The following is a 26,271-nucleotide window of genomic DNA, read 5'->3' as shown; positions in this document are numbered from 1 at the left end:
GCGCTCGGCGGTGTGGACCTGAACATCGAGAAGGGGTTCAAGGACAAGAACTCCGGCGCCGACTTCCAGGCCGGTGAGCAGACCCTCAACGGCGAGCAGGCCCTGGCCTTCGTCCGCACCCGGTACGCGTTCGCGCAGTCGGACCTGGCCCGGACGAAGAACCAGCAGAAGTTCCTCTCGGCCCTGGCCAACCAGGCGGCGACGCCGGGCACGATCCTCAACCCGTTCAAGCTCTACCCGACCCTGGCCGGGGGCCTGGCCGTAGCCGTCGTCGTACTGCGGCCGCTGCTGCGGCTGCTGGGGGACCTGGGGGCGCTGCACGTGGCGCATCACGCGAGCACCCTCGGGCTCGGCGCCGCCGTAGCCGCGGTCGCGATCGTTGCTCCGCCCATCGGGCCAGTCATTCATGCGGTCCAGTGTGCAGGCCGCTCCGGGGGCACCGACAGGGTGGGTGGAGTATCGGGTCGAGGCCGTTGCCAAGCTGATGCAAAGGGGACGGCACCGGTACCCGGCATAAGGTGGAGGGCATGACAGATCAGGGCGATATTCCGGGCAAGCCCACCTCCGCGTCCCGCACCACCCTCAGCCACATCATGACGAGCCACGACACGAACCTGCTGGGTACGGTGCACGGCGGCGTGATCATGAAACTCGTCGACGACGCGGCGGGAGCCGTCGCCGGACGCCACTCCGGCGGCCCGGCCGTCACCGCCTCCATGGACGAGATGGTCTTCCTGGAGCCGGTACGGGTGGGGGACCTCCTCCATGTGAAGGCCCAGGTGAACTGGACGGGACGCTCCTCCATGGAGGTCGGCGTCCGGGTCATGGCCGAGCGCTGGAACGAGTCCACCCCGGCCCAGCAGGTCGGCTCCGCCTACCTGGTCTTCGCCGCGGTCGACGCGGACGGAAAGCCGCGTGTGGTCCCGCCGGTGGTCCCCGAGACCGAGCGGGACAAGCGCCGCTACCAGGAGGCCCAGATCCGTCGCACCCACCGACTGGCCCGCCGCCGCGCGATCAAGGAGCTGCGGGAGCGCCGCGTGGCGGAGGGCTACGAGGACTGAGCCGCCCGACCCCTTCCCGGCCCCGCGCGGTGCCGGGAAGCCCGGGCGGCGCATCCGCCGCCCGGCCCGCGACCGGGATCACGCCGAGAGGCGTCCCGGCGTGACACCTCTCACGGGCACACCACCTGGTCCCCGGTCACCGCGTCGAAGCGACCCGTGGGCTTCTCCTCGGCCCGCACCGCGACCACCCTCCGGTAGTCCGCGCCGGCCGTCACCCGCAGCGTCGCGCCCTGCCCCTTCACCGCCTTCAGCTCCGCCCCCGGCAGCGCGGCCGCCAGCGACTTCGCCGAGCGGTCCCAGCGCGGGTCGTACTCGATCCGGGTCCGACCGAGCTGCGGCCCGGCGCCGGTGCGCGGGGCGCGCGTGGTGTCGAAGCCCGTGGACCGCAGGGCGTCGTCCACCTTGCGGCCCAGGCCGTCCGTCCGCGTCCCGTTGTAGACCTGCACGCGGATCGTCTTCGGCGCCACGTCCACCACGACCGTCCGGGCCGGCTTGGCGTCGGCCTTCCGCGGGGTCAGCGGCCGGTCGTCGCGCAGCGCCTCGAAGAGCCGCTGCGCCCTGGGGGCGTCCCACTTGACCGTCGAGCCGATGCCCTTGACCGGGAAGCTCATGTCCCCGATCGGCACGGACACGAACTCCGAGGAGGCCGGGGTGAAGCCCTGCATCGCCTTGGCGAGCGACAGCAGCTGCTCCGTGCCGAACCCCTGGTCCGCGCGTACCGAGTTGAGCATCGTCGTGGCGACCTCGCGGAACCGCACCGGGTTGAGGAGCACCCCGCTGCTGGTCGTGCGATGGATCAGCGCGGCGAGGAAGCGCTGCTGGCGCTGCATCCGGGCGATGTCCGCCGCGCCGTCGACATGGCGCGAGCGCACGTACTGGAGGGCCTGCCCGCCGTTCAGGTCGTGGGGGCCGGCCGCCAGGTCGAGGCCGGTGTACGGGTCCTTCATGGGGCGCGGTGTGCAGATCCTCACCCCGCCGACCGCGTCGACGGTCTTCATGAAGCTGGTGAAGTCGACCTCCAGGTAGTGGTCGATCTTGACGCCCGTCATGCCCTCGACCGTGCGCACGGTCAGACCGGGGCCGCCCTCGGCGTAGGCGGCGTTCAGCTTCACCGGGTGCGCGTGGTGCCGTTTGCCCGTCGTCGCGTCGACGTGCTCGGGCATCTCGGCGTACGAGTCCCGCGGCAGGCTCACCACGCTCGCCCGCTCCCGGTCCTCGGAGATGTGCACGAGCATCAGGGTGTCGGTGCAGTGGCAGGGCGCCCCGCCCAGCCGGTAGGCACGGCGCTCCTCGGGGGTGATCCGGTCGCGCCCGTCGGTGCCCACGACCAGCACGTTCACGCCGTTCCCCGCCTGGGGCCGGTTCTTCATGTCCTTGAACGGGTCGACCCGGTTGATCCCCGTGTCCAGCCCGGTCACCAGGGCGTGCCCGATGCCCCCCGCGCCGAGGACCAGCACGGACAGGGTCGTCGCCATCCGCAGGCCCCACCGTGGCCGCACGGTCCGTCTGACACGGCGGGCCGGTGCGGTGCGCGCGACGGCCGGTCGGGGACGGGGCGGGCGGGGCGGTGGGGGCACCGGGGGACACCTCCGCGGTGTGACGAGGGAACCGTGAGCACCGTAGGCCCATACGATCAGCGCCAGCGCGCACCCGCCGCCGCGGCGCGCGACCGTGTCCCCCATTCGCGGTAACGTGGCGGGCGTACCGCTGTCCCTGGGGGACCACCCCCGGACCCCGAGGAAGTCATGCCCGCCGCCCTGCCGCCCGTCTCCGTGATCATGCCGGTCCTCAACGAGGAGCGGCACCTGCGCAACTCGGTCCGCCACATCCTCGAGCAGGAGTACGACGGCGAGATGGAGGTGGTGATCGCGCTCGGGCCGTCCACGGACCGCACCGACGAGATCGCCGCCGAACTCGTCCGCGAGGACCCGCGCGTCCACACCGTCCCGAACCCGACGGGCCGTACGCCCGCCGCCCTGAACGCGGCGATCAAGGCGTCCCGCCATCCGATCGTGGTCCGCGTCGACGGGCACGGGATGCTGTCGCCGAACTACATCGCGACGGCCGTCCGTCTCCTGGAGGAGACCGGGGCCCAGAACGTCGGCGGCATCATGCACGCCGAGGGCGAGAACGCCTGGGAAGAGGCGGTCGCCGCCGCGATGACCTCCAAGGTCGGCGTGGGCAACGCGGCCTTCCACACGGGCGGTGAGGCGGGCCCGGCCGAGACGGTGTACCTGGGTGTCTTCCGGCGCGAGGCGCTGGAGCAGCAGGGCGGCTACAACGAGGAGTTCATCCGCGCCCAGGACTGGGAGCTGAACTTCCGGATACGCGAGGCGGGCGGCCTGATCTGGTTCTCGCCGGAGCTGCGCGTCCAGTACCGGCCGCGCCCGAGCGTGCGCGCGCTGGCCAAGCAGTACAAGGACTACGGCCGTTGGCGCCATGTGGTGGCCCGCTACCACCAGGGCTCCATCAACCTCCGCTACCTGGCCCCGCCGACCGCGGTGTGCGCCATAGCGGCCGGTCTGGTCGTGGGCGTCGCGGTCACCCCGATCGGCTTCGTCCTCCCGGCGGGCTACCTCGCGGCGATCACCGCGGGCTCGATCCCGGCCGGCAAGGGCCTGTCGGCGAAGGCCCGTCTGCAGATCCCGGTGGCCCTGGCGACGATGCACATGTCCTGGGGCTACGGCTTCCTGACGAGCCCGCGCTCCCTGGCGAGGAAGGTCATCGCGAGCCGGCGTCCGGCCGTGCGGACGACACAGGTCTGACCCACCGGCGGTGCCGGAGGGACCGAGGCCGGCCGGTGCCGTCGCACCGGCCGGCCTCGGCGTGTGTTCAGCCGCAGGTCGGGCCGGTCTGCCGGTACGGCTCGTGGCCGCTCGCGTTCGTGCCGGCCCCTTGCCGGCCGCCGGACCGGCCGGAGACGGCGACGGCCGGACCCTTCCGGGCCCGGCCGTCGCGTCGTCGGCGGGGAGCCGTCAGCTCTTCCCGTCCCACTTGTAGACGGAGTAGACGTCCATGCAGTCCACCTTGTCGTCCGCGCCGTCCGGCAGGTCGCCCGCCTTCTGCGACGGCTTCTTGTAGGTGGAGCCCTCGCGCCAGTCGCCGCCGATGACGAGCGTGATGTTCTCCGTCTTGGCGTCGGCCCGGACCGCCGAGTCGGGCAGGCCCAGGGCCTTGGCGACGGACTGGGCGTCGGACTTGGCCTGGTCGCCGCCCGACGTCGGGTACTTGACCACCGAGTCCGTGCGGGGCTCCTGGGTCCGCGAGGCCTCCGCCTCGGTGAAGCCCTTGCCCTGGAGCGTCGCGGCGATCGAGCTGGCCCGCCGCTCCACGGCCGCCCGGCCGCCGGTGGCGGTGCCGTTGACGACCGTGACGTCGAGCGAGCCGGGCGGGGCCGCGGCCGGGCCCTTCGGCTTCGCGGTCGCCGACTTGCCGGGGTCCTCGTCGCCGTTCTTGTCGAGGGCGACGTCGTCGCGGACCATCGCCCACATCTTGTCGGCGGACGCCGGGACCATCTGGAGCCACTCGTTCGGGCGGGGCGGGTAGGCCACCGTGGGAATCGTGGCCGTCGTGAGCCGGTCGATCTTCACGTTCTTCAGCTGCATCGACAGGTCGAAGAGCTTCGCCACCGTGCGGATCTCGTCGGAGACCTGGAGCGCCTTCGTGGCGGTCTCCGCCAGCCCCATGAGGCGCCCGGTGTCGGTCCAGGCGTTCTGCTCCTGGAGCTTCTTCATCATGCCGTTCATGTACATGTGCTGGGCCTTGGCACGGTTCTGGTCGCTGCCGAACGCGTGCCGGGTGCGCAGCCACTGGAGCGCCTGCTCGCCCTTGATCTCGGTGGTGCCCTTCGGAAGCTTCAGCCCCGAGCCGCCCTTCACGACCGCGTTCGACTTGTCCCAGACACCGGTCTTCACACAGACCGGGACGCCGCCCACCTCGTCCGCCATCGACACCACACCGGCGAAGTCGACCATCATCCAGTGGTCGATGTAGACCCCGGCGAGGCTCTCCCAGGTGGTCAGGGTGCAACCGGGGCCACCGCGCTGCAGTGTCTCGTTGATGGGCCGGTTGCTCGTGGCGGGGTAGGGCGTGCCGTCCTCGGCCGTGCACTTCGGGATGCTGACGACCGTGTCGCGCGGGATGGAGATGATGCTGGCGTTCTTGCGGTCCGCGGAGATGTGCAGCAGCATCTGGACATCGGCGAGAGGCTTGCGGTCCCGGTCGTTCTTGCCGCCGCCCAGCGCCACGTTCTTCGCGTCGGCGCGGCTGTCGGAGCCGATCAGCAGGATGTTGAGCGGGGTGTCGCCGAGCGCGTTCGGCTCGGCCTTCTTCACGCCGCTGTCGCCGCCGGCACGGCTCCCGCTGCGGATGTTGCCGTTGAGGTGCTGGTAGTAGAGGTACCCGGCACCGGCCGTCGCGAGTATCAAGATCGACAGGGTCGCGGCGGCCCAGCGGAGTATCTTGCGTTTTCCGCTCTTCTTGCCCCGCCCGCGCGGTCCCTTGCGCCGGTGACTCGTCCGGCCTTCGCCGGAGTTCCCGCCGCCGCCGTCGGCGTCGCCGCCGGTCCGGCGGGTGTCCCCCGTGGAGTCCGTGCCGCCTTCGTCGCCGTAGAGACTCTCGTCCCAGCCCAGATCGCGAGCGGGCGGAACGCCCCCACGCGTTCCTGTCCCCTCCCTACGCACGCTGCTCTGTCCCACCCCTGGTCCCCCTCGTCTCAGGCGTGTGCCACGGCCCGGAGTTTCCGGGTCACTGGGCGCACACCGTCTTGTCGGCTTCCACCTTGTCGACGTCCGGCGCCTTTGCCGGACCGGTGATGGGCACCCCCGCGCCCTTGAAATCGGCTCCGAGAACCAGCGACATCGGCTCACGCTCCCCGGCGTCCACGGTGCCCGGCTTCAGCGCCGTGGCGGGCAGACCCATCATGTCGGCGAGCTTCCGGGCCTGGTCGGCCTGGTTCGGTGCGTACGTGAGCGTCGTCTTGGCCGCCTTCTCGGGGGCGTTGGCCTTGTTCGTGGACCTGCTCACGCCCTGGTCGTTCTGGAGCCATTCGATCGTCTTCTGCGCCGCGCCCTGAATGCCACTGCCGTTGAAGACGTCGACGCGGACGTCGACGGCCTTGGCGCGCGGGCCCTGGAGCAGCTTCGCCTCGGCCTGCGCCTGGGCGTTCTTGGTGTCCTGCTGCTTCTTCTTGACCTCGGTGAACGAGACATCGTTCTCGATCATGCCGAACACCTGCGGAGCCTTGTTCGGGTCGAGGACGACGGTGGCCCGCCGGTTCGGCGGCTCGTCGGGGTTGTCGACGACCGGCACCGTCATGAAGCTGATGTTCTTCAGGTCGATCTTGCCGAGCTCCTTGGCCAGGCTGGTCAGCTTGATGGCGCTGCCTATCCCCTGGTCCACGGTGAGCGCCTTGGTCGCCGCGTCCGCGACCGTGTACAGCTTGGTCGGACTGTCGAGCGTGTCCTCCTTGAGCTGCCGGATCATGGACGCGAGGAACTGCTGCTGCATCTTGATCCGGTCCAGGTCGCTCTCGTTGCCGAGGCCGTGCCGGTTCCGGAGGAACGCCAGCGCCTGCTCGCCCTGGATCCGGTGCTCGCCCTTGGGCAGGTTGAGCTTGGAGTAGGACTTGTCGTTGATGGGCTTGTTCAGGCAGACCTTCACACCGCCGACGGCGGTCGACAGCGTCTTGACGGCGTTGAAGTTCACCATCATGAAGTGGTTGATCTCCACGCCGCCCGTGAGCTTCTTGACGGTGCGCATCGTGCAGCCCGGGTCCCGGCCGTTCACGCCGAAGGACTCGTTGAAGCGCGTCGTGCCCACCGAGCCGGGGATGACCTTGGTCGACCCGTCCGGCTGCTTCGTGGGGCAGTCCGGAATCTTGATCTTGAGGTCCCGGGGGATGCTCACGGCCGTCGCGTTGGTGCGGTCCTCCGAGACGTGGAAGAGGAGCGTCGTGTCGGCGTGGCCGGTGACGTTGTCCTTGTTCCCGTAGCTCTCGTTGCCCTCGCCGGTGCGCACGTCGTTGCCGATGATCAGGATGTTGAGCGGCCCGTCCATCGACGGGTCGCCGGCGGCGTCACCGACGTCGATCGTCTTGAGGTTGCCGTCGAAGTGGTTGTACAGCGCGTACGCGGCCGTGGCGCCGGCCACCAGGACGACGGCCATGGTGCCGCCGGTCCACAGCAGCACCTTCTTCTTCCTGCCCGCCTTGGTCCTGGCGGGCTTGCCCCGGCGGCGGCCGGGCGACGGCTGACCGCCGGGCGGCTCCGCGGCGCGGCGACGGCGCTGCCCCGGTACGGGCGCCTCCGTGGCGGTCCGGCCCCGCTCACCGGTCCGGCCCGGCTCGGCGCCGCGACCCTGCGCGGGCGTGCGGCCGGGCTCCGCGGGCCGTCCCCGGCCGGGAGTCCTCGGGCCCGGAGGGGTGGCGCCGTGCGAGCGGGACTGGGGTGCCGACTGCCCACCGGAGTGGTTCAGTCGCAGTTCGTAGTTGCCGGTCTGCGGGTTGAGTACCCACTGGTCGGCGGGGTCGATCTCGTCCGCCCGTCCACGGCTGTGCGCGTCCACGGTTACTTGAATCCTCCGTCGGTGCCACGCGAGGCGCCTTCCCCGTCGGCGCTCGGTCGTTCGATCCGTTGAGTGCGCGACGCCTGGGTCGGCGCACCGGGTCGCGTCACACTATCCGCCCAGTTCAGCGCAGGGCGACGCCAGTGACAAATTCCACGCCCCTTACAACCGGGCAATTTGCCCAAACCTCATACGTCATCACCCTCCCCTTGGACTGCGCTTTACTCACCCCTCACGAGGAGCACACACGCTCCGCCGCGTTCCGCCCCGAGTACGTCGGCGCCGGCGTCGGACCGGCCGTGCCCGCACGCGGGGGAGCGGCCTGCCTCTGGCTCCCCGAGGTCACCGCCACCGGCTTGTCCTCCCTTAGCCGCTTGAAGAGTTGACTTGCCGCAGGCTGTACGAGTTCGTCCCGGTTCGCGTCATATGTATAGGGCCGCCGCGGCACGGTCAGGAACTGCACCTTCTCCGTCGGCACGCTCCGCATCGTGCGCGCCAGGTCGTACAGGTCCCGCAGCGAGTCCAGCCCCGGGTCCGTCGTGATCGACCTGGTCGCCGCGTCCAGCACCGGATAGAGCCGGGCCGGGTTCAGCAGGACGCCGTTGCTCTGCACCTTGTTGACCAGGGCCCCCAGGAACTGCTGCTGGCGGTCCATGCGTTCGGTGTCGCTGCCGTTGCCGAGGGACTTGCGGGCCCGCACGTAGCCCAGCGCCTGTTCTCCGTTGAGCGTGTGCTGCCCGGCGGGCAGCTTCAGGTGGGCGTCGTCGTCGTCGATCGGCTCCTTGAGGCAGATCCGCACCCCGTCGACCGCGTCCACCATCTTCTTGAAGCCCCGGAAGTCGATCACCATGTGGTGGTCGATCCGGATCTTGGTCATCCGCTCGACGGTGCGGATCGTGCACGCCGTGCCGCCGAACTCGTACGACCAGTTGAACTGCGCGAACTGCTCCCGCGTGCGGGTGCCGTCCGGCTTGCGGCAGCTGGGCAGCCGCACCATCAGGTCCCGCGGGATGGAGACGGCCGTGACGCTGGAGCGCCCCGCCGCGATGTGCAGCAGGATCACGGTGTCGGACCGCTGGGTGCCCTTGTCCTGCCCGTACTTGGTGTTGCCGGCGCCCGCCCGGGTGTCGGAACCGATGAGCAGGATGTTCTGCGCCGACCCGGCGGCGTGCGTCGGGCGCTCCTTCTCGTACCGCAGCAGCTCGTCCGCGGCCGTGGTGTCGGTGGTGATGTTGTTGTCCAGCTTGCGGTAGAACCACCAGCCGACACCGGCGGCGGCGAGGACGGCCACCGCGACCCCGAGCGCCGTCCAGCGCAGCCAGTGCCGCTTGCGGCGCGGAGCTTCCTCGGGGGTCCCGGTGCCGGTGCCACCATCGGTGCCGGACGTCCCGTCCTCTGCCGGGTCGTCCGGTGCGGGGGGCGTGCCAGCACTGTCCGTCACGTCTGGGTCCATCCTTCATGGCGTCGGCGGCGCGCCGGCCGCCGGTCGCAGTGGTAGACGGTCGAACCGGACGCTTGGTTGTGCGGAGGGCGATTCCTACCGCCGATCATGTACCGGAGGAGGCGCGCGGACCCGGGGACTCGGCGGGTCGCTGCGCCGTACGAGTGGTCCCCGGGGCCGTCACGCCACGGTCGCGGTGACGCGCTCGCTCTCCACCCGCTTGTCGAGGGCCTCGGGCGCCAGCAGGTCGAGGTTCCGGCAGAGCACGACGGACGCGCCGGCCGCCAGCGGCGCGTACAGCCCGGCGCAGACCCCCTCCCACGTGTCGTACGAACGCCCCGACAGCAGGCGCGCGCCGGGCGCGAGGCCGAGCGCCCCGGCCTCCGCGCGGGCCCGCTCGACGAGCTGGGTGCCCGTCAGTTCCGTACCGTCGACCAGGAGGGCCGGGGCGTCCGCGTCGACCGGGACGAACGGGGCGAAACGGTCACCCTGGCTCGGTACCTCGACCGCGTAGTCCGCGTATCCCGCGGGCGGCGCCGGGAAGCGGCGGCCCAGCGGGGCGAGGGAGAGCGCGATCCGGTCTCCCGAGCAGGCCAGGCCCGCGTCGAGGGAGTCGGGGCCGGCGACGACGTAGTCCGCGTCCGCCGGGTCGCCGCCGAGCTCCGCGGTCACGCCGACGGACGAACAGGCGAGCAGCCACACCGCGGTCTGCCAGTGCGCGGGCAGCAGCAGCGCGAGCCGGTCGCCGGGCGAGGCGGACAGCTCGCCCTGGAGCAGATTCGCGGTCTTGGCCACCCAATTGGCGAAGGTGGCGACGGACAATTCCACGCGCTCACCGGTGGCGTCGTCGTAGAAGGTGACCAAGGGGCGGGCGGGGTCCGCGGCGAGCGCGGATCGCAGCAGGTCGGCGGGGGTGCGGTCGCTGGCGTTCACGCGGGCAAGGGTACGCGGGCGGTGCCGCGGAAGGCCGCCGTACCGGTGACGCCGTCCTCCGGTCGGCCCGACGCACCGTCAGTTTCCCTCCTTCCTCCCGCCATGCGAAACGGCGTGCGGCTGCGGACGATCGCCACATGCGTGCCTACCTCTCTTCCTCGATCGCCGTCACCTGCGCGGCGGTACTCACCCTGCCCCTGACCCTCGCCACCCCGGCCGTGTCCCAGTCGCTCGGCCCGCCCGCGGCGAGTACGGGAGTGGAACCGGAGCTCGCCGGGTCCACCCAGTCCCTTCCGCTCGGACCGCTCGGGGGAGGTGAACGAGCGCTGGGCGGCGCCGCCACCGGCGCGGCCCAGGGGCTGACCCGACGGGACGTCAGGCCCTTCTCCCTCGTGGGCGTCGTCTGGGACGACGCGCGGCGGGAGCTGCACGGCACCGTCGAGGTCCGCACCCGGGCCACCGGAACGGGCATGTGGTCCGACTGGCAGGCCGTCGGGACCCACAACGAGGAGCACGGGGCCGACCCCGGCACCGCGGAGGGCGCGTCCGGCGCGGTCCGCGGGTCCACCGCGCCGCTGTGGGTCGGCGACTCCGACGGGGTCGAGATCCGGGTCCGGCCGGAGCTGCCCGGGCAGCCGGACGCCGAGGCGCGCCCGGAGACGTACGGGCAGCCGGACGGAGACGTGCGACCGGAGGCGTACGAGCGGCCGGACGGCGAGGAGCGGCCGGCGGGCCGGGCCGCCGAGGGCTCGGAACTCCCGGCCGGGATGCGTCTCGAACTCGTCGACCCCGGCCCGGAGCCGGGCGCCCCGGAGGACCGCGCCGGTGCGGCGACCCGGACGTCCGCCGCCGCGGAGGCGGCGGGCTCCGTGGCGAACACCGAACTCGCTCCGGCGGGCGCGACCGAGATCCCGGCCCTGTCGCGGGCCCGGACGGAGGCGACCCTGGCCGGCGCCGCGGCGGCGAAGCCGTACATCGGGCCCCGGCCGAAGATCATCACCCGCAAGGGGTGGGGAGCCGACGAGAAGCTGCGGGAGCGGGGTTTCGTCTACACCAAGTCGGTCAAGGCGGCCTTCGTCCACCACACCGTCACCGGCAACCGCTACACCTGCAAGCAGGCGCCGTCCATCCTGCGCAGCATCTACCGCTACCACGTGAAGAGCAGCGGCTGGCGTGACTTCGGCTACAACTTCGCCGTCGACAAGTGCGGAAACATCTACGAGGGCCGCGCGGGAGGCGTGGCCAAGGCCGTCCTCGGCGCCCACACCCGCGGCTTCAACACCAACAGCATGGGCATCGCCGTCCTCGGCACCTACGGTTCGGCCTCCCCGCCGGCCGCCGTGGTGACCGCCGTCGCGCGTCTGACGGCGTGGAAGCTGGGGCTCTACGGAGTGAATCCGAAGGGCACCACGTATCTCGTCTCCGGTGGTGGAAACCGTTACAAGAAGGGCAAGAAGGTCAAGTTCAACACCATCTCCGGACACCGTGACGGATTCGCCACGGAGTGCCCCGGCAAGCGCCTCTACAGCAAGCTCGGCACGGCCCGGACCACCTCCGCGAAGTACCAGGGACGACGCTGAGGGACCGGGCGCCTGAGCGTCTGCATAAACTGACCGGTCATATCGCACGGACGCGCGATATGACCGGCCCCGAAAACAGGAACCGGCCCCGCACAGGAAGCAGAGACGACAGGTGACAGAAGCGATTCTCCTGGTCGGTGGCAAGGGCACGCGCCTGCGGCCCCTGACGGTCAACACGCCCAAGCCCATGGTTCCGGCGGCAGGCGTCCCCTTCCTGACCCACCAGCTGGCGAGGGCCCGGGCGGCCGGCGTCGAGCACATCGTCCTCGCCACCTCGTACCTGGCCGAGGTCTTCGAGCCGCACTTCGGGGACGGCTCGTCGATGGGGCTGAGCCTGGAGTACGTCACCGAGGAGGAGCCGCTCGGTACCGGCGGCGCGATCCGCAACGTCGCCGAGCGGCTGCGCTCCGGCCCGGACGACCCGGTCCTGATCTTCAACGGCGACATCCTGACCGGCCTGGACATCGGGGCGCTGGTCGCCACGCACGAGTCCTCGGGCGCGGACGTCTCGCTCCACCTCACCCGGGTCGACGACCCGCGCGCCTTCGGCCTGGTGCCGACGGACGCGACCGGCCGCGTCACCGCCTTCCTGGAGAAGCCGCAGACGCCCGAGGAGATCGTGACCGACCAGATCAACGCGGGGGCGTACGTCTTCCGCCGCTCGGTCATCGACACGATCCCGGCGGGCCGGCCGGTCTCCGTGGAGCGCGAGACCTTCCCCGAGCTGCTGGCCACGGGCGCGCATCTGCAGGGCATGGTCGACTCCACCTACTGGCTCGACCTCGGTACCCCGCAGGCCTTCGTCCGCGGCTCCGCCGACCTGGTCCTCGGCCGCGCCCCCTCGCCGGCGGTCCCGGGCCGCTGCGGTGACAGCCTGACCCTTCCGTCGGCCCGGGTGGCCGCGGACGCCAAGCTGTCGGGCGGCACGGTCGTCGGCGCGGACGCGGTGATCGGCGAAGGCGCCCGCATCACGGGCTCCACCGTCCTGGCGGGCGCCGTGGTCGAGCCGGGAGCGGTGATCACCGACTCCCTGATCGGCGCCGGCGCGCGCATCGGCGCCCGCGCGGTCCTGGCGGGCGCCGTCATCGGCGACGGCGCCCACATCGGCGCGGACAACGAACTGCGCGACGGCGTCCGCGTCTGGTGCAACGCACAGCTGCCGGCCGGATCGGTCCGCTTCTCCTCGGACCAGTAGCGGGACCACGTCACGGTCACCGACAGGGGCCACCGACCGCCGGCGCTCCCGGCGGCGGTGGCCCCTGTCACTGCCACGGCCCCACCGGCGGCCGCGGCCCCTCGCCGGGGCGGTCGCCCTCGCGCGGACCGGCACCGCGCCGGCCGCAGGGGACCTGCGCCGCCGCCCGACAGGGCCGCACCCGCCCCGTTAGGCTCGTAGCCATGGCCGGCCGTTTCGCTCCCCGCACCACCCGCACCACCGTGCGCGGAGGTCACGTCGGCGTGCCCGCCGCCCGCCCGGGGGGCGGGGCCACGCCCCCCGCCGGCTCCGCGGCCACACCGGCCGGCACCACGCGCCGCTGGACACCGGCCGCTCCCACGGACCTCGGACTCGTCCTCGGCCCCCTGCGCCGTGGTCCCGCCGACCCGACCTTCCGCGCGACCCCGGACGGCTCCGTCTGGCGGGCCACCCGGACGCCCGCGGGCCCCGGCACGCTGCGCGTCGCCCTGAACCGCGGCGAAGGCGTCGTGGAGGCCGAGGCGTGGGGACCCGGCGCGGACTGGCTCCTCGACGGCCTGCCGCAGCTGCTCGGCGCCGAGGACGAGCCCGCCGCGTTCACCCCGCGCCACCGGCTCCTCGCCGCCACCCACCGCCGCCGCCCCGGCCTCCGGCTGACCCGCACGGGCCTGGTCATGGAGTCGCTGATCCCGTCGATCCTGGAGCAGAAGGTCACGACGAACGAGGCCTACCGCGCCTGGCGCCTGCTCGTCCGCTCGTACGGCGAACCCGCGCCCGGCCCCGGGGCGCCGCAGCTCCACGTCATGCCCGACGCCCGTACCTGGTCCCTGATCCCCTCCTGGGAATGGCACCGCGCCGGCGTCGACGACAAGCGCGCCGCCACGGTCCTGCGCGCCGCGAAGGTGGCCCGCCGGATGGAGGAGGCCGCCCAGATGGAGCCCGAACAGGCCCAGCGGCGACTGGAGTTGATCCCCGGCATCGGTCCGTGGACCTCGGCCGAGACGATCCAGCGGAGCAACGGGGCACCCGACGCCGTCACCGTCGGCGACTACCACCTGCCCGGCATCGTGGGCTACGCCCTGGCCGGCGACCGCACCGCCGACGACGCGGCCATGCTGGAACTCCTGGCCCCGTACGCGGGGCAGCGCCACCGGGCAGCCCGGCTCGTCCTGCTCAGCGGCCGGACCCCGCCGCGCCGCGCGCCCCGGATGACCCCGGGCGACATCGCGGCACTCTGAGCCGGGGCGGCCGCCCGCCGGCACGAAGGACCCCGGGCCGGACGGCCGAGGCGGCCCGAGCACGTTCAGCGCGGCCGGGTACCCCTCAACGCACCTCGACGAAGCGATCCGTCTCCCGCGCCGGCCGCTCCCTCGGCGGCGCCGCGGCATGGCCGATCGCCACCGCGCCCATCGGGTCCCAGTCCGCCGGCAGCCGGAGGACCTCCCGTACGACCTCACGGCAGAACATCGTCGAGGACACCCACGCCGAGCCGAGCCGCTCACCGGCGAGCGCCACCAGGAAGTTCTGCACGCCCGCGCCCGCCGCGACCACGAACATCTCGCGTTCGGCCGCGTCCCGGCGGGCGTCGCCGTAGTGGTGCGAACCGTCCATGACCAGGCACGGCACCGCCAGATACGGCGCGTTGCGCAGCACGTCGCCGCGGCGCACGCGCCGGGCGATCGACTCCTCCGACCTGCCGTCCCGCCGCAGGTCCGCGATCCACGCCTCGCGCATCGCGTCGAGCAGCCGCGTGCGGGCCCCGGCCGACTCGAGCAGCACGAAGCGCCAGGGCGTGGTGTGGTGCGGGGCAGGTGCCGTGACGGCCGCGGCGACGGCACGCCGCACCGCGCCCGGGTCCACCGGCTCGTCGGTGAACTCGCGGACGGTGCGCCGCAGGGCCACCGCCTCCCGTACGGCCTCCGAGGTGCCCAGCCGGAACATGTCGTCGACGGAGTCCCGGACCAGCGCCCGCGCGCCCGCCTCGTCCGAGGGGTCCACGAGGTGACCGAGCCCGCGGACGACCGCGACGGGCAGACCGGAGGCCTTGCCCTTCACCAGGTCGCCCGCCGCGGCGAGCTCGTCGGCGACGGCGACGATCGTCGCGCTGAGCGGATTGCCGTGCGCGTCGGTGCCGCCGCGCAGGTCGTCGAGGACCCGCACCCCGGCCGCGCCGATCGCGACGTCCGTCAGACCGGTGCGCCAGGGGCGGCCGAAGGTGTCCGTGACGACGACCCCGACGTCGACGCCCAGCGCGGCGCGCAGTCCCTTGCGCAGCACGCGGGCCGAGGAGTCCGGGTCCTCGGGCAGCAGGAGCACCGTGCCGGCGGGGGTGTTGGAGGCGTCGACCCCGGCCGCGGCCATCACCAGACCCTGCCGGTTCTCCACGATCCGGAGCGTGCCGCGGCGGGCGACCACCCGCACGGTCTCTGCGTCGATCGCCGCCTCGCGGTCGTCGGCGGCGACCACCCGGCCCTCGGCCTTGCTCACGATCTTGGAGGTGACGAGCAGGATGTCGCCGTCCTCGAGGCCGGGCGCGGCCGCGGCGATCAGCTCGGCGAGATCGTCCCCGGGCCGCACCTCGGGCAGCCCGGCGAGCGCCCGGACCTGGAACGCGTCACCGGCCGCCGGCGCCAGGCCGGGGCCCCTGGCGGGGTCCGCCGGACCGGCCGCGGCCGTACCCTCCGGCGAGCCGCCCTCGGGACCGGTCATGCCCGGACCTCCGCCGCCAGCGCGAGTGCCTCGCGTGCCATCGCGGCGGTCGCGTCCACGTCCGTCATCATCAGCGGCACCGCCCGGCAGCGGATGCCCGCCGCCTCGACGTCGTCGACCGCGCCCCGGTCGACGGAGTCGACCAGCCAGCCGTCCAGCAGCCCCGAGCCGTAGTGCCGGGCCACGGCCGCGGCCGTGGCCTCCACGCCGACCGCGGCCAGCACCTTGTCGGCCATGCCCCGCACCGGTGCGTCGCCGACGATGGGGGATAGGCCCACCACCGGCACGTCCGCCTCGGCGATCGCCTCGCGGATGCCCGGCACGGCCAGGATCGTGCCGACCGACACGACGGGGTTGGACGGCGGGAAGAGGATGACGTCCGCCTCGGCGATCGCCTCCAGGACGCCCGGGGCGGGCTTCGCGGCCTCGGCGCCGACCGGCACCACCGCGTGCGCCTCCACGGAGGCCCGCAGCTTCACCCAGTACTCCTGGAAGTGCACCGCGCGGCGCTCGCCGTCCACGTCGACGGCGACGTGCGTCTCGATCCGGTCGTCCGACATCGGGAGCAGCCGCACGCCCGGCTGCCAGCGGGCGCACAGCGCCTCGGTGACCGCGCTCAGCGGATAGCCGGCGCCCAGCATCTGGGTGCGCACGATGTGCGTCGCGAAGTCCCGGTCCCCGAGGCCGAACCACTCGGGCCCCACCCCGTACGCCGCGAGCTCCTGCTTCACCGTGAAGGACTCGCCCTCGCGGCCCCAGCCCTGCTCCTCGTCGATGCCGCCGCCGAGCGTGTACATCACGGTGTCGAGGTCGGGACAGACCTTGAGTCCGAAGAGATGGATGTCGTCACCGGTGTTGCCGATGACCGTGATCTCCGCGTCCGGTGCGGCCTGCTTGAGACCGCGAAGGAAGCGTGCACCGCCGATGCCACCTGCCAGAACCACAATGCGCATGCACAGCAGTCTGTCAGGCGGGTACGCCGTCCAGCGCCGCCGGGGCGCACTGCGCCCGGCGCGACTCGTGCATGGGCATCTCGGTGAGGCCCGGGTAGTACACGTGCAGGCTGATCGCCGGCTCCAGCGAGTCGTTGACGACCTCGTGGACGTATCCCGGCGCGAAGACGCGCTGCGCGCCCCCGGAGAGCGTCCGCACGCCCCGGTCCGTACGCTCCGTCAGCTCGCCCTGCAGGACGGTCAGTACGCCGGACGAGGCGCCGTGGTCGTGCAGTCCGCTGCCCTGGCCGGGCACCCAGGAGAGCAGCCAGACCTCGTAGCCGGGGCCGGTGCGCAGCCGGTGGTACCAGCGGGTGGTGGCGTCGTACTCGACGTGGGGGGCCCACTGCGCGCGGTCGGCGGCGATGGCGCGCGCGAGACCGGCGAACTCGGCCACGGTCGTGGGGTGCTCACGAGCGGGCTGCAGGAGGTGCTGGACCTCGAGGATGTCGCCGGCGATCTGAAGGTCGCTGTCGCTGTTCATGGGTGCGGTGGTTCCTCGGCAGAAGCAGGAGTGCAGGTGCGGGGGGTGTCGCAGGTGATTCGCGGGGCACGCGGAGAGCGTGGAAGGGATCGACCGCGTGGGAGCTGGAGCGCTGACGGCATCAACAGCTGGAACAACAACAGCAACAGCGCGCCTGGACAGCGCTGCGGAACCCACCGGTGTGGGTCGCGAAGGGCGCTGAGGTCGCTGGCATGGCATCAAAGGTGGCGGGAGAGAGTCCCGACTGTCAACCCAATGACCGATTTGGGCGTAATGTTTCACCTCATCCGGTTGCAGCGTCCGGAGAAAGGTTTGTGCAGCCGTGGGGCGGGAGACAGGCGCAGCATCCGCGCTTTAAACGTGGTGGGGGTCCTGTGATCGGACTGTGATCTCGATCGCTTCCGCGACGAGAGGGCAACAAGATCAACGCGTCGGACGTCCTCCCCTGGGAAGGCGAGCGGTGCGGCCAGGCCAGTGGCATGTGTCAGGTTTTTGGTGATTTGAACACTTTCCGCATAGCCTTGGTTCCGCAGAGTGAATACCGGGCCCAATAGCAGATTCCGGCTTGACTCGCACAGAGCACAAACTTGTAATTTCACTCGTGTCGTTCGGCCGGTATCGAGGACGGCCACACCACGGGGACGCGAAGACGGACGAGGGGCGCACATGACCGAGTTGTTCCAGGAACTGCTGGTCGAGGACGCGGACGAGGAACTCGGCTGGCAGGAGCGCGCGCTGTGCGCCCAGACCGACCCCGAGTCCTTCTTCCCCGAGAAGGGCGGCTCGACCCGCGAGGCCAAGAAGGTCTGCCTCGCCTGCGAGGTCCGCTCCGAATGCCTCGAATACGCCCTGCAGAACGACGAGCGGTTCGGCATCTGGGGCGGCCTGTCCGAGCGCGAACGCCGCCGCCTCAAGAAGGCCGCGGTCTGAGCCGGCCGCCCTCGCCGCCCACCCGGCCGTACCGCGCGGCAATCCGCGCACACCCGTACACAACGAACGGTCCGCCKCCTGTGCTCTGTCCACAGGCGGCGGACCGTTTTCATGACAGCCGTTAGTGTGGGGCCCCGTCCGAGACGCACCCACGCCCCTCTGCGGGCGACCCCCCCGGCCGGAGGGCCCGTACCTCGATGTCCTCAACTCCTGAGTTCCCGCGACACGTCGTCACCGCCGTGCTCGTCTCCCACGACGGCGCTCGCTGGCTGCCGGACGCCCTCGCCGGGCTGCTCGCCCAGGAACGCCCCGTGCAGAACGTCGTCGCCGCCGACACCGGCAGTGCCGACGACTCCGCGCAGCTCGTCGCCGACGCCATCGGCGCCGACCGCGTGCTGCACCTCGCCCGCCGCACCGGCTTCGGCGCCGCCGTCGAGGAGGCCGCGCGCACCTCGCCGGTGCTCGGACCCGAGGAACTCCCCTACCTCAAGCGCCCCAGCGGCTGGGACCCGGTCAGCAGGACGTGGCGCGACGACGCCTACGACATGCCCGAACTCCCGCACGGCGAACCCGTGCAGTGGCTCTGGCTGCTCCACGACGACTGCTCCCCCGAGCCGGACGCCCTCGCCGAGCTCCTGCGCGTCGCCGACTCGGACGCCTACGCCGCCGTCGTCGGACCCAAGCTGCGCGGCTGGTACGACCGCCGGCAGCTGCTCGAAGCCGGCGTCTCCATCGCCCGCAGCGGCCGCCGCTGGACCGGCCTCGACCGCCGCGAACAGGACCAGGGCCAGCACGACCAGGTCCGCTCCGTCCTGTCCGTGTCGAGCGCGGGCATGCTCGTGCGCCGCGACGTCTTCGAGGAACTGGGCGGCTTCGACCGGCGCCTGCCCCTGATGCGCGACGACGTCGACCTGTGCTGGCGCGCCCACGCCGCCGGCCACCGCGTCCTCGTCGCCCCCGACGCCGTCCTGCGGCACGCCGAGGCGTCCGCCCGCGAGCGCCGCACCGTCGACTGCGCCGGCCGCTCGGTCGCCAACCCGCACCGCGTCGACAAGGCCGGCGCCGTCTACACGCTCCTCGCCAACACCCGCGGCGCGGCCCTGCCCTACGTCCTGCTCCGGCTGGTCGTCGGCACCCTCCTGCGCACCCTGACCTACCTCGTCGGCAAGGTGCCCGGCCAGGCCGTCGACGAGGTCATGGGCCTCTTCGGCACCCTGCTGCGGCCCGAGCGGATCCTCGCCGCCCGACGGCGGCGCAAGAACCCCGCCGTCGCCCCGGACGAGCTGCGCCCGCTCTTCCCGCCGCCCGGCGCCACCGTGCGCGCCGCGGCCGAGCAGGTCGTCTCCCACTTCGGCGGTTCCGACGCCGACTCCGGCGGCTCCCGGCACGGCGCCGTCGAGTCCGGACCCGGTGGCGACGACGCCGACTTCCTGGAGGTCGAGCAGTTCGCCCGGCTGAAGAAGATCGCCGGCAAGCCCGGCCCCGTCCTCTTCCTACTGCTCCTGCTGGTCTCCGTGGTCGCCTGCCGCGGCCTGTACGGCGGCGGCTCGCTCGCCGGTGGCACCCTGCTGCCCGCCCCCGACTCCGTCTCCGGCCTCTGGGCGCGCTACTCCGACGCCTGGCACGCCATCGGCACCGGCGGCACCCCGACCGCACCGCCCTACCTCGGCGTCCTGGCCGCGCTCTCCGCGCTCTTCCTCGGCTCCACCTCCTTCGCGCTGACCCTGCTGCTCGTCTGCTCGGTCCCGCTGGCCGGCTTCACCGCCTACTTCGCCGCCCGCGGCGTCGTCGAGTCCCGGCTGCTGCGCGCGTGGGGCGCCATCGCCTACGCCTTCCTGCCCGCCGCGACCGGAGCGCTCGCCACCGGCCGCCTCGGCACCGCCGTCCTCGCGATCCTGCTCCCGCTCATCGCGCGCGCGGCCGTCGCCGCCCACGGCCTGCGCGGCGAGGAACGCGGCAGCTGGCGCGCCACCTGGGCGTACACCTTCCTGCTCACCTTCGCGATGGCGTTCACCCCGATCGTCTGGCCGCTCGCCCTCGTCCTCGGCATCGCGGTCCTCGTCCTGCGCCGCGACGACATCACCGCGTACGCCCTGCGCTTCCTGGCCGCCCTCGGCACCCCGCTCCTCGTCCTCGCCCCCTGGTCGCTGAGCCTGCTGACCGGCCCCTCCGCCTTCCTGCGCGAGGCCGGGCTCGACATCCGGACGGGCACCGCCTCCGCCCTCGACCTGCTGGGCACCAGCCCCGGCGGCCCGGGCACCACCGGCGGCCTCCTCCTCATCGGCTTCGTGCTCGCCGCCCTGGCCGGACTGCTGCGCGAGGAGCGCCGGTTCGCCGTGCGCGTCGCCTGGGCGGCCGCCCTCGCCGGCCTGCTGTTCGCCGTACTGTCCAACGGCGCGGGAGGCACCGGCTGGTCCGGCCCGGCCACCCTGGTCTACGGCGCCGCGCTGCTCACCGCCGGCATGATCGGCGCCGAGGGCGGGCGCACCCGCGTCGCCGCGCACGGCTTCGGCTGGCGCCAGCCCGTCGCCGCCCTCATCGCCCTCGCCGCGGCCGTCGGACCCGTCGTCGCCGCCGCGACCTGGATGATCGCCGGCGCGGACGGCCCGCTGACCCGCCGCGACCCGGTCCAGGTCCCGGCCTTCGTCGCCGAGGAGAGCGGCACCCGCGACCAGCCCCGCACCCTCGTCCTCGGGGGCACGTCCGGCGAGGTCGTCTACACCCTGGTTCGCGGCTCCGGCGGCCGCCTCGGCGACGCCGAACTGGCCGTGGCCGCCGGCAGCGACCCGCGCCTGGACAAGGTGGTCGGCCACCTGGTCGCCGGCTCCGGCGCGGACCAGACCGAGGAGCTCAGCGGCTTCGCGATCCGGTACGTCCTCGTACGGGACGGCGCGCCGCGCCAGATGGGCCGCGTCCTCGACTCCACGCCCGGCCTGAGCAGGCTCAGCCAGCTCGACGGCAGCGCCCTGTGGCGCGTCGACCGCGAGGTCGCGCGGGCCACGATCGTCCCCGCGGCGAAGCCCGGCGACGAGGCCGCCCGGCCGGTCGCCGTCGCAGCCGGGCCGGTCGAGGCCCACACCAAGATCCCGTCGGGTCCCGCCGGACGCGTGCTGCGCATCGCCGACCGTGCCGACGAGCGGTGGACCGCCACCCTCGACGGCAAGGAGCTGCGCCCGACCACCCTCGACGGCTGGGCCCAGGGCTTCGAACTCCCCGCCGAGGGAGGCCGCCTCGACCTGACCTACGACGAGCCGCTCACCCACACCGTGTGGATCTGGACGCAGGTCGGCCTCGCCGTCGTCCTGCTCGTCCTCGCCCTGCCGGGCCGCCGCCGGGAGATCGACGACGACCTCCCGGAGGAGGAGGCCGTCATCCCCGCCCAGGCCATGGAGGGCGACGGCCGTCGGGCCCGCCGCCTGCGGGCGGCCGCGGAGGCGGCCGAGGCGGAGGCGTCCGAGGGCGTCGCCGAGGAGCCGGCCCAGGCGCCGGCACCCGTGCCCGCCCAGGCCACCGCGGAGCAGGCGTACGAGGCCGCGGACTGGGACGGCACCTACGACCCCGCGTACGCGCAGCAACAGCAGCAACAGCAGCAACAGCAGCAACAGCAGGAGTACGCCCAGCAGGGCTACTACCAGGAGTACCCGGCCGACCCGTACCAGCAGCAGTACCCGCAGCAGCCCGCCCAGCAGGGCTACGAGCAGCCGCAGTACGACCCGCAGCAGCCGCAGTACGACCCGCAGTCCTACGACCCGTACGCGCAGCAGCAGTCGTACGAGCCCCAGGCCTACGACCCGCAGCAGCCGTACGACCCGTACACCTACGGATACGGCGACGGCCAGGGCCCCGAGACCCAGCAGCGTCCCGACGGGAGCAGCAACCAGTGAAGCGCACCACCCTCTCCCTGATCGCGGTCGCCACCGCACTCGCCGCCGTCACCGGCTTCGCCGCCCTGACCGCGCCGGACGGATCGTCCTCCGCCGGGGCCAAGGCCCCGGCCCGGCTGCCCGTGGAGCGCTCCAGCCTGCTGTGCCCCGCGCCGAGCACGTCCGAGGTGGCCGAGACCGTCTACACGTCCTTCACGCCGGCCGGGAAGGACGCCGCGGGCGGGACGGGCACGGGCAAGGCCGACACGGGCAAGCCCGGCGCGGCCAAGGCCGAGCTGGCCCCCGCCCCGCTCGCCGCCGCCGCACCGGGCGAGACCCCGCCCAAGAAGCCGACGACCGCCAAGGCCCCGGCCACCGTCACCCAGCCCGGCACCCCCGTCGGAGCCGAGGCGAACGGTGGCGCGGCCCCCGCCCTGACCGGCACGGCCACCGGCACGCTCGCGCCCGGCTGGACGGTCCAGCAGACCACGATGGTCCCCGCCGGCGGCGCCCGCGGACTCCTCGGCGTCTCCTGCACCGCCCCCGACACGGACTTCTGGTTCCCGGCCGCCTCCACGGCCAAGCAGCGCCAGGACTACGTCCACCTGACCAACCCCGACGACACCGCCGCCGTCGCCGACATCGAGCTCCACGGACCGCAGGGCGCCCTCAAGTCGCAGCTGACCGAGGGCATCCCCGTCCCGGCCCACTCCAGCGTCCCGGTCCTCCTGTCCACGCTCACCGCCGAGTCCCCGGCCGCCGACGTCACCGTCCACGTGACGACCCGCACCGGCCGGGTCGGCGYCGTCCTCGGCGTCGGGGACGACAAGGCCGGCAGCGACTGGCTGCCCGCGTCCGCCGACCCGGCCGGCAGCCTCGTGCTGCCCGGCATCCCCAAGGACGCGACCTCGGTGCGCCTGGTCGCGTACGCGCCGGGCGAGGACGACGCCGACCTCAAGATCCAGCTGGCCGGCGCGAGCGGCACGATCGTCCCGGCGAGCGCCCAGTCCCTGAACGTGAAGTCGGGCATGACCGCCGCCGTCGACCTGCCGGACCTCACCCGGGGCGAGGCCGGCTCGCTGCTGCTCACCCCGTCGGACCCGAAGAAGGCCACGCCCGTCGTCGCCGCACTGCGCGTGGTCCGCGGCAAGGGCGACAAGCAGGAGATCGCCTTCATCCCGGCCGCCGCGGCGATCACCGCGCGCGCCACCGTCGCCGACAACCGCTCGGCCGGCTCGACGCTCTCCCTGACCGCGCCGGGCGCCGAGGCCACCGTCAGGGTCACCGCCTCGGCGGGCACGCAGGGCGGCACGCCGGTCACGAAGACCGTCACCGTCAAGGCGGGCACGACCACGGCGATCACGCCCCCGGTCCCGGAAGGGCTGAAGGGCACCTACGCGCTGACCGTCGAGCCGGTCTCCGGCGGACCGGTCCACGCGGCGCGGACCCTGGCGCTGCCGGAGAACGGCATCCAGATGTTCACGGTCCAGACGCTGACGGACGACCGGGGCACGGTCGAGGTCCCGTCGGCGCGCCAGGACCTCTCCGTCCTCGACGACTGACGCGAGGCGCCCGGCCCCGTCCCCGCCCCCGCCCCGGAAGGCGTGGTGCGGGGCCGGCAGCCGCTTCCGCCTGCTGCCCATCGGCCGGGTCGGCATCGTGGGCCGGCCCAGACATCGGTGCGGAGCGCCCGGGGGCTCAGTCCTGCCCGTACCGGGGGTCGACCGACTCGGGGGAGAGGCCGAGCAGCTCCGCCACCTGCTCCACGACGACCTCGTGCACCAGCAGCGCCCGCTCGTCGCGGCTCTTGGAGCGGATCTCGACGGGCCGCCGGTAGACCACGACCCGGGCGGGCCCGTCCTTCGCGGCGGGGGCCGAACCGCCCAGCGGCACCGACTCGCCCGGCACCGAGGGCGGCACGTCGAGCACCAGGAACTCCACGTCCGCCAGCTGCGGCCAGCGCCGCTCCAGGCGCTCCACGGAGTCCAGGACCAGGTCCCGGAAGCTGTCGGCCCGGCTCGTGGACAGCGGGACCTGCGGCGGCGCGACCGGGCCGCGCATCCCGCGACCGTGGCGGTCGCGGCGGCGCACCCGGGGTTCGCCCGTCCCCGGGCGCGCGTCCGCGGGGCGGGACTCCGCCGGACGGGACTCGCCCGGGTGAGAATCCGCCGATTGCGGCTCGGCCGGGCGGGAGGAGGGGCGCGGCGGCACAGGACTGTCCATCACTGACGCAGCGTAACTCTCCTCGGTGCTCACGGACCGTGGAGGACTCCGCTCCGTCCGTGTCCCCGCGCGGTCCCGTGCCGCGGACCGTCCGCCCGAGCTGTCCTTTGTTGAGCGTTCCGGCCAAGCACGGGCTCGATTCGACGGATGTCCGCGATCGGCCATCTGGCGGTCCTTGACCGGATTGCGTCCGAAGGATGTCCGAATCGGCTCTGGTCCCCGCCTCCGGCCCCGTTCTCCCCCGCAGGTCAGGGGGGACGCCCGATGATCGGTCGTGTCGGACCTCACAACGCGACACGGTGGAGTGACCTGAGGGAGAGTCGTCGCGGCCCGCTCAAGAGTGCGGTACCGTCCAACGTCGTGAGCCCTGTACGTCGCTGTTCGCGCACCGCGTGCGGCCGCCCTGCCGTCGCGACACTGACGTACGTCTATGCCGACTCGACTGCGGTCCTCGGCCCGCTCGCCACCTACGCCGAGCCCCACTGCTACGACCTGTGTGCCGAACACAGCGAGCGTCTGACCGCCCCGCGCGGCTGGGACGTCGTGCGGCTCACCGACGGGTCGGCCCCGACCCGCCCGAGCGGCGACGACCTCGAAGCCCTCGCCAACGCCGTACGCGAGGCGGCCCGCCCCCAGGAGCGGGCGGCCGAGGCGGGCGGCAAGGGCGGCCGTGGTGGCGACCCGGTGGAGATCGGACGCCGCGGGCACCTGCGCGTCCTGCGCTCCCCCGACTCCTGACCGGACGCCCGGAACCTCCTTTTCACGCCGGTACCGACCCCTCGGTCTGCGGTCCGCGGACCGCGCCCGGGTAGTTTGGGCGCTCCGTACACGCGCCGCATACGCGTGCCGAGAACTCAGGAGGGTTGTTCCGTGGCTGCTGATCTGTCGCAGATCGTGAAGGCGTACGACGTCCGCGGGGTGGTGCCGGATCAGTGGGACGAGACGCTCGCGGAGCTCTTCGGCGCCGCGTTCGTCCGGGTGACGGACGCGGACGCGATCGTCATCGGTCACGACATGCGCCCCTCGTCGCCCGGCCTGGCGTCCGCCTTCGCGCGCGGCGCGGCCCGCCTCGGCGCGGACGTCACCCTGATCGGGCTCTGCTCGACGGACCAGCTGTACTTCGCGTCCGGGCAGCTGAACCTGCCGGGCGCCATGTTCACCGCCTCGCACAACCCCGCCCAGTACAACGGCATCAAGATGTGCCGGTCCGGCGCCGCCCCCGTCGGCCAGGACTCCGGCCTCGCCGACATCCGCGCCCTCGTCGAGCAGTGGTCGGAGCAGGGCGCGCCCGAGGCCGCCGCCACCGCCGGCACGGTCACCGAGCGCGACACCCTCGACGACTACGCCGCCCACCTCAAGGGCCTCGTCGACCTCACCTCGATCCGCCCGCTCAAGGTCGTCGTGGACGCCGGCAACGGCATGGGCGGCCACACGGTCCCCACCGTCTTCGCGGGTCTCCCGCTGGACCTGGTGCCGATGTACTTCGAGCTGGACGGCACCTTCCCGAACCACGAGGCCAACCCGCTCGACCCGAAGAACATCGTCGACCTCCAGGCCCGCGTCCGCGCCGAGAGCGCCGACCTCGGCCTCGCCTTCGACGGCGACGCCGACCGCTGCTTCGTCGTCGACGAGCGCGGCGAGCCGGTCTCCCCGTCCGCGATCACGGCGCTCGTCGCCGCCCGCGAGCTGGCGAAGACCCCCGGCGGCACGGTCATCCACAACCTGATCACCTCGTGGTCCGTCCCGGAGGTCGTGCGCGAGAACGGCGGCACCCCCGTCCGCACCCGCGTCGGCCACTCCTTCATCAAGGAGGAGATGGCGAAGACGGGCGCGATCTTCGGCGGCGAGCACTCGGCGCACTACTACTTCAAGGACTTCTGGAACGCCGACACGGGCATGCTGGCCGCGCTGCACGTCCTCGCCGCGCTCGGCGGCCAGGACGGCACGCTGTCGGCGCTGACCGCCGCGTACGACCGCTACAGCAGCTCCGGCGAGATCAACTCCACCGTCGCCGACCAGGCCGCCAGCGCCGCGAAGGTGAAGGCCGCCTACGCCTCCCGCGACGACGTCACCCTCGACGAGCTCGACGGCCTGACGGTGACGGCCGAGGACTGGTGGTTCAACCTCCGCGCCTCCAACACCGAGCCGCTGCTCCGGCTGAACATCGAGGCCCGCGACGAGGCCACCATGGCCAAGCTCCGCGACGAGGTCCTGGCCCTGGTCCGCGCGACCGACTGACCCCGCTCTCCCGCCGGGGGACGGGCCGGGCGCCGAGCCGCGCGCCCCGCCCCCCGGC

At 73.1% G+C, this 26,271-nt stretch carries 20 protein-coding genes; 11 read left to right on the top strand and 9 right to left on the bottom strand.

Going from position 1 to position 26,271, the window contains the following annotated elements:
• Together EAO71_RS38820 and EAO71_RS15470 are read left to right on the top strand one after the other, a co-directional pair.
• On the top strand, nucleotides 1-531 hold a 531-nt coding region (locus EAO71_RS38820), incomplete at its 5' end, for an LCP family protein (protein WP_261992148.1).
• Nucleotides 528-1,061: an acyl-CoA thioesterase gene (locus EAO71_RS15470; protein ID WP_147978256.1), complete on the top strand. Its 534-nt coding sequence runs from the start codon at nucleotides 528-530 to the stop codon at nucleotides 1,059-1,061. The genes EAO71_RS38820 and EAO71_RS15470, both read left to right, overlap by 4 nt.
• Nucleotides 1,062-1,171: 110 nt before the next feature.
• Here EAO71_RS15470 and EAO71_RS15465 read toward each other — a convergent pair whose 3' ends face one another.
• Complete coding sequence (locus tag EAO71_RS15465) at nucleotides 1,172-2,638, bottom strand: LCP family protein (protein ID WP_261992147.1); 1,467 nt, start codon at nucleotides 2,636-2,638, stop codon at nucleotides 1,172-1,174.
• A 168-nt stretch (nucleotides 2,639-2,806) separates the two neighbouring features.
• On the opposite strand from EAO71_RS15465, the gene EAO71_RS15460 reads away from it, so the two are divergent.
• Nucleotides 2,807-3,826 (top strand): glycosyltransferase family 2 protein, encoded by a 1,020-nt coding sequence (locus EAO71_RS15460; protein ID WP_147978255.1) that lies wholly within the window; start codon nucleotides 2,807-2,809, stop codon nucleotides 3,824-3,826.
• Between the two features lie 210 nt (nucleotides 3,827-4,036).
• Here EAO71_RS15460 and EAO71_RS15455 read toward each other — a convergent pair whose 3' ends face one another.
• The 4 genes from EAO71_RS15455 to EAO71_RS15440 form a co-directional block, all read right to left on the bottom strand.
• Complete coding sequence (locus EAO71_RS15455; protein WP_261992238.1) at nucleotides 4,037-5,497, bottom strand: LCP family protein; 1,461 nt, start codon at nucleotides 5,495-5,497, stop codon at nucleotides 4,037-4,039.
• 310 nt (nucleotides 5,498-5,807) lie between these two features.
• On the bottom strand, nucleotides 5,808-7,625 hold the full coding sequence (locus tag EAO71_RS15450) for an LCP family protein (RefSeq protein ID WP_147978254.1): 1,818 nt from the start codon (nucleotides 7,623-7,625) through the stop codon (nucleotides 5,808-5,810).
• A 232-nt stretch (nucleotides 7,626-7,857) separates the two neighbouring features.
• Nucleotides 7,858-9,066, bottom strand: coding sequence for an LCP family protein (locus EAO71_RS15445; RefSeq protein ID WP_399759076.1), 1,209 nt, complete (start codon nucleotides 9,064-9,066; stop codon nucleotides 7,858-7,860).
• 180 nt (nucleotides 9,067-9,246) lie between these two features.
• Nucleotides 9,247-9,999, bottom strand: coding sequence for a TIGR03089 family protein (locus EAO71_RS15440; RefSeq protein WP_147978252.1), 753 nt, complete (start codon nucleotides 9,997-9,999; stop codon nucleotides 9,247-9,249).
• 137 nt (nucleotides 10,000-10,136) lie between these two features.
• Between EAO71_RS15440 and EAO71_RS15435 the strand changes: the two genes are divergently transcribed.
• The 3 genes from EAO71_RS15435 to EAO71_RS15425 all read left to right on the top strand — a co-directional run bounded on the left by EAO71_RS15435 (nucleotide 10,137) and on the right by EAO71_RS15425 (nucleotide 14,012).
• Complete coding sequence (locus tag EAO71_RS15435; protein ID WP_147978251.1) at nucleotides 10,137-11,579, top strand: peptidoglycan recognition protein family protein; 1,443 nt, start codon at nucleotides 10,137-10,139, stop codon at nucleotides 11,577-11,579.
• A 112-nt stretch (nucleotides 11,580-11,691) separates the two neighbouring features.
• On the top strand, nucleotides 11,692-12,774 hold the full coding sequence (gene manB, locus EAO71_RS15430) for a mannose-1-phosphate guanylyltransferase (protein ID WP_147978250.1): 1,083 nt from the start codon (nucleotides 11,692-11,694) through the stop codon (nucleotides 12,772-12,774).
• A gap of 203 nt (nucleotides 12,775-12,977) precedes the next feature.
• Nucleotides 12,978-14,012 (top strand): DNA-3-methyladenine glycosylase family protein, encoded by a 1,035-nt coding sequence (locus EAO71_RS15425; RefSeq protein WP_147978249.1) that lies wholly within the window; start codon nucleotides 12,978-12,980, stop codon nucleotides 14,010-14,012.
• Between the two features lie 85 nt (nucleotides 14,013-14,097).
• On the opposite strand, the gene EAO71_RS15420 is transcribed toward EAO71_RS15425, so the two are convergent.
• Genes EAO71_RS15420 through EAO71_RS15410 form a run of 3 tightly spaced genes read right to left on the bottom strand, consistent with a single transcriptional unit; the run spans nucleotide 14,098 to nucleotide 16,959 of the window.
• Nucleotides 14,098-15,483 (bottom strand): coenzyme F420-0:L-glutamate ligase, encoded by a 1,386-nt coding sequence (locus tag EAO71_RS15420; RefSeq protein WP_147978248.1) that lies wholly within the window; start codon nucleotides 15,481-15,483, stop codon nucleotides 14,098-14,100.
• Nucleotides 15,480-16,436 (bottom strand): 2-phospho-L-lactate transferase, encoded by a 957-nt coding sequence (gene cofD / locus EAO71_RS15415; RefSeq protein WP_147978247.1) that lies wholly within the window; start codon nucleotides 16,434-16,436, stop codon nucleotides 15,480-15,482. The genes EAO71_RS15420 and cofD overlap by 4 nt, the downstream gene beginning before the upstream one ends.
• Nucleotides 16,437-16,449: 13 nt before the next feature.
• A complete protein-coding gene (locus tag EAO71_RS15410) occupies nucleotides 16,450-16,959 on the bottom strand; it encodes a cysteine dioxygenase (RefSeq protein WP_147978246.1) in 510 nt (169 codons plus the stop codon).
• Between the two features lie 666 nt (nucleotides 16,960-17,625).
• Here EAO71_RS15410 and EAO71_RS15400 point away from each other — a divergent pair.
• The 3 genes from EAO71_RS15400 (at nucleotide 17,626) to EAO71_RS15390 (ending at nucleotide 23,314) form a co-directional block, all read left to right on the top strand.
• Nucleotides 17,626-17,889 carry a WhiB family transcriptional regulator gene (locus EAO71_RS15400; protein ID WP_015033978.1) on the top strand — a complete coding sequence of 88 codons (264 nt, stop codon included), beginning with the start codon at nucleotides 17,626-17,628 and terminating at the stop codon, nucleotides 17,887-17,889.
• 197 nt (nucleotides 17,890-18,086) lie between these two features.
• On the top strand, nucleotides 18,087-21,773 hold the full coding sequence (locus EAO71_RS15395) for a glycosyltransferase family 2 protein (RefSeq protein WP_147978245.1): 3,687 nt from the start codon (nucleotides 18,087-18,089) through the stop codon (nucleotides 21,771-21,773).
• Entirely contained in the window at nucleotides 21,770-23,314 is a 1,545-nt protein-coding gene (locus tag EAO71_RS15390) for a DUF5719 family protein (protein ID WP_147978244.1), read from the top strand. Before EAO71_RS15395 ends, EAO71_RS15390 begins: the two co-directional genes overlap by 4 nt.
• Nucleotides 23,315-23,450: 136 nt before the next feature.
• On the opposite strand, the gene EAO71_RS15385 is transcribed toward EAO71_RS15390, so the two are convergent.
• Complete coding sequence (locus EAO71_RS15385; RefSeq protein WP_261992146.1) at nucleotides 23,451-23,975, bottom strand: metallopeptidase family protein; 525 nt, start codon at nucleotides 23,973-23,975, stop codon at nucleotides 23,451-23,453.
• 264 nt (nucleotides 23,976-24,239) lie between these two features.
• Here EAO71_RS15385 and EAO71_RS15380 point away from each other — a divergent pair, with 264 nt between their 5' ends.
• Nucleotides 24,240-24,713 (top strand): DUF3499 domain-containing protein, encoded by a 474-nt coding sequence (locus EAO71_RS15380; RefSeq protein ID WP_147978242.1) that lies wholly within the window; start codon nucleotides 24,240-24,242, stop codon nucleotides 24,711-24,713.
• 132 nt (nucleotides 24,714-24,845) lie between these two features.
• Nucleotides 24,846-26,213 carry a phosphomannomutase/phosphoglucomutase gene (locus tag EAO71_RS15375; protein WP_147978241.1) on the top strand — a complete coding sequence of 456 codons (1,368 nt, stop codon included), beginning with the start codon at nucleotides 24,846-24,848 and terminating at the stop codon, nucleotides 26,211-26,213.
• Nucleotides 26,214-26,271 lie beyond the last annotated feature (58 nt).

The sequence above is a fragment of the Streptomyces sp. MS191 genome, assembly GCF_008042125.1.
In the GTDB taxonomy this organism is placed as follows: Bacteria; Actinomycetota; Actinomycetes; order Streptomycetales; family Streptomycetaceae; genus Streptomyces.
The sequence above is the reverse complement of the archived record's forward strand: the minus strand, read 5'-3'. Positions and strand labels throughout refer to the sequence as shown.

What these genes read in the sequence shown, in the direction of transcription:
- EAO71_RS15470 (WP_147978256.1), top strand. Translation starts at nt 528, where the DNA reads ATGACAGATCAGGGCGATATTCCGGGCAAGCCCACCTCCGCGTCCCGC.
- EAO71_RS15460 (WP_147978255.1), top strand. Translation starts at nt 2,807, where the DNA reads ATGCCCGCCGCCCTGCCGCCCGTCTCCGTGATCATGCCGGTCCTCAAC.
- EAO71_RS15435 (WP_147978251.1), top strand. Translation starts at nt 10,137, where the DNA reads ATGCGTGCCTACCTCTCTTCCTCGATCGCCGTCACCTGCGCGGCGGTA.
- EAO71_RS15425 (WP_147978249.1), top strand. Translation starts at nt 12,978, where the DNA reads ATGGCCGGCCGTTTCGCTCCCCGCACCACCCGCACCACCGTGCGCGGA.
- EAO71_RS15420 (WP_147978248.1), bottom strand. Translation starts at nt 15,483, where the DNA reads ATGACCGGTCCCGAGGGCGGCTCGCCGGAGGGTACGGCCGCGGCCGGT.
- cofD (WP_147978247.1), bottom strand. Translation starts at nt 16,436, where the DNA reads ATGCGCATTGTGGTTCTGGCAGGTGGCATCGGCGGTGCACGCTTCCTT.
- EAO71_RS15410 (WP_147978246.1), bottom strand. Translation starts at nt 16,959, where the DNA reads ATGAACAGCGACAGCGACCTTCAGATCGCCGGCGACATCCTCGAGGTC.
- EAO71_RS15400 (WP_015033978.1), top strand. Translation starts at nt 17,626, where the DNA reads ATGACCGAGTTGTTCCAGGAACTGCTGGTCGAGGACGCGGACGAGGAA.
- EAO71_RS15395 (WP_147978245.1), top strand. Translation starts at nt 18,087, where the DNA reads ATGTCCTCAACTCCTGAGTTCCCGCGACACGTCGTCACCGCCGTGCTC.
- EAO71_RS15385 (WP_261992146.1), bottom strand. Translation starts at nt 23,975, where the DNA reads ATGGACAGTCCTGTGCCGCCGCGCCCCTCCTCCCGCCCGGCCGAGCCG.
- EAO71_RS15380 (WP_147978242.1), top strand. Translation starts at nt 24,240, where the DNA reads ATGATCGGTCGTGTCGGACCTCACAACGCGACACGGTGGAGTGACCTG.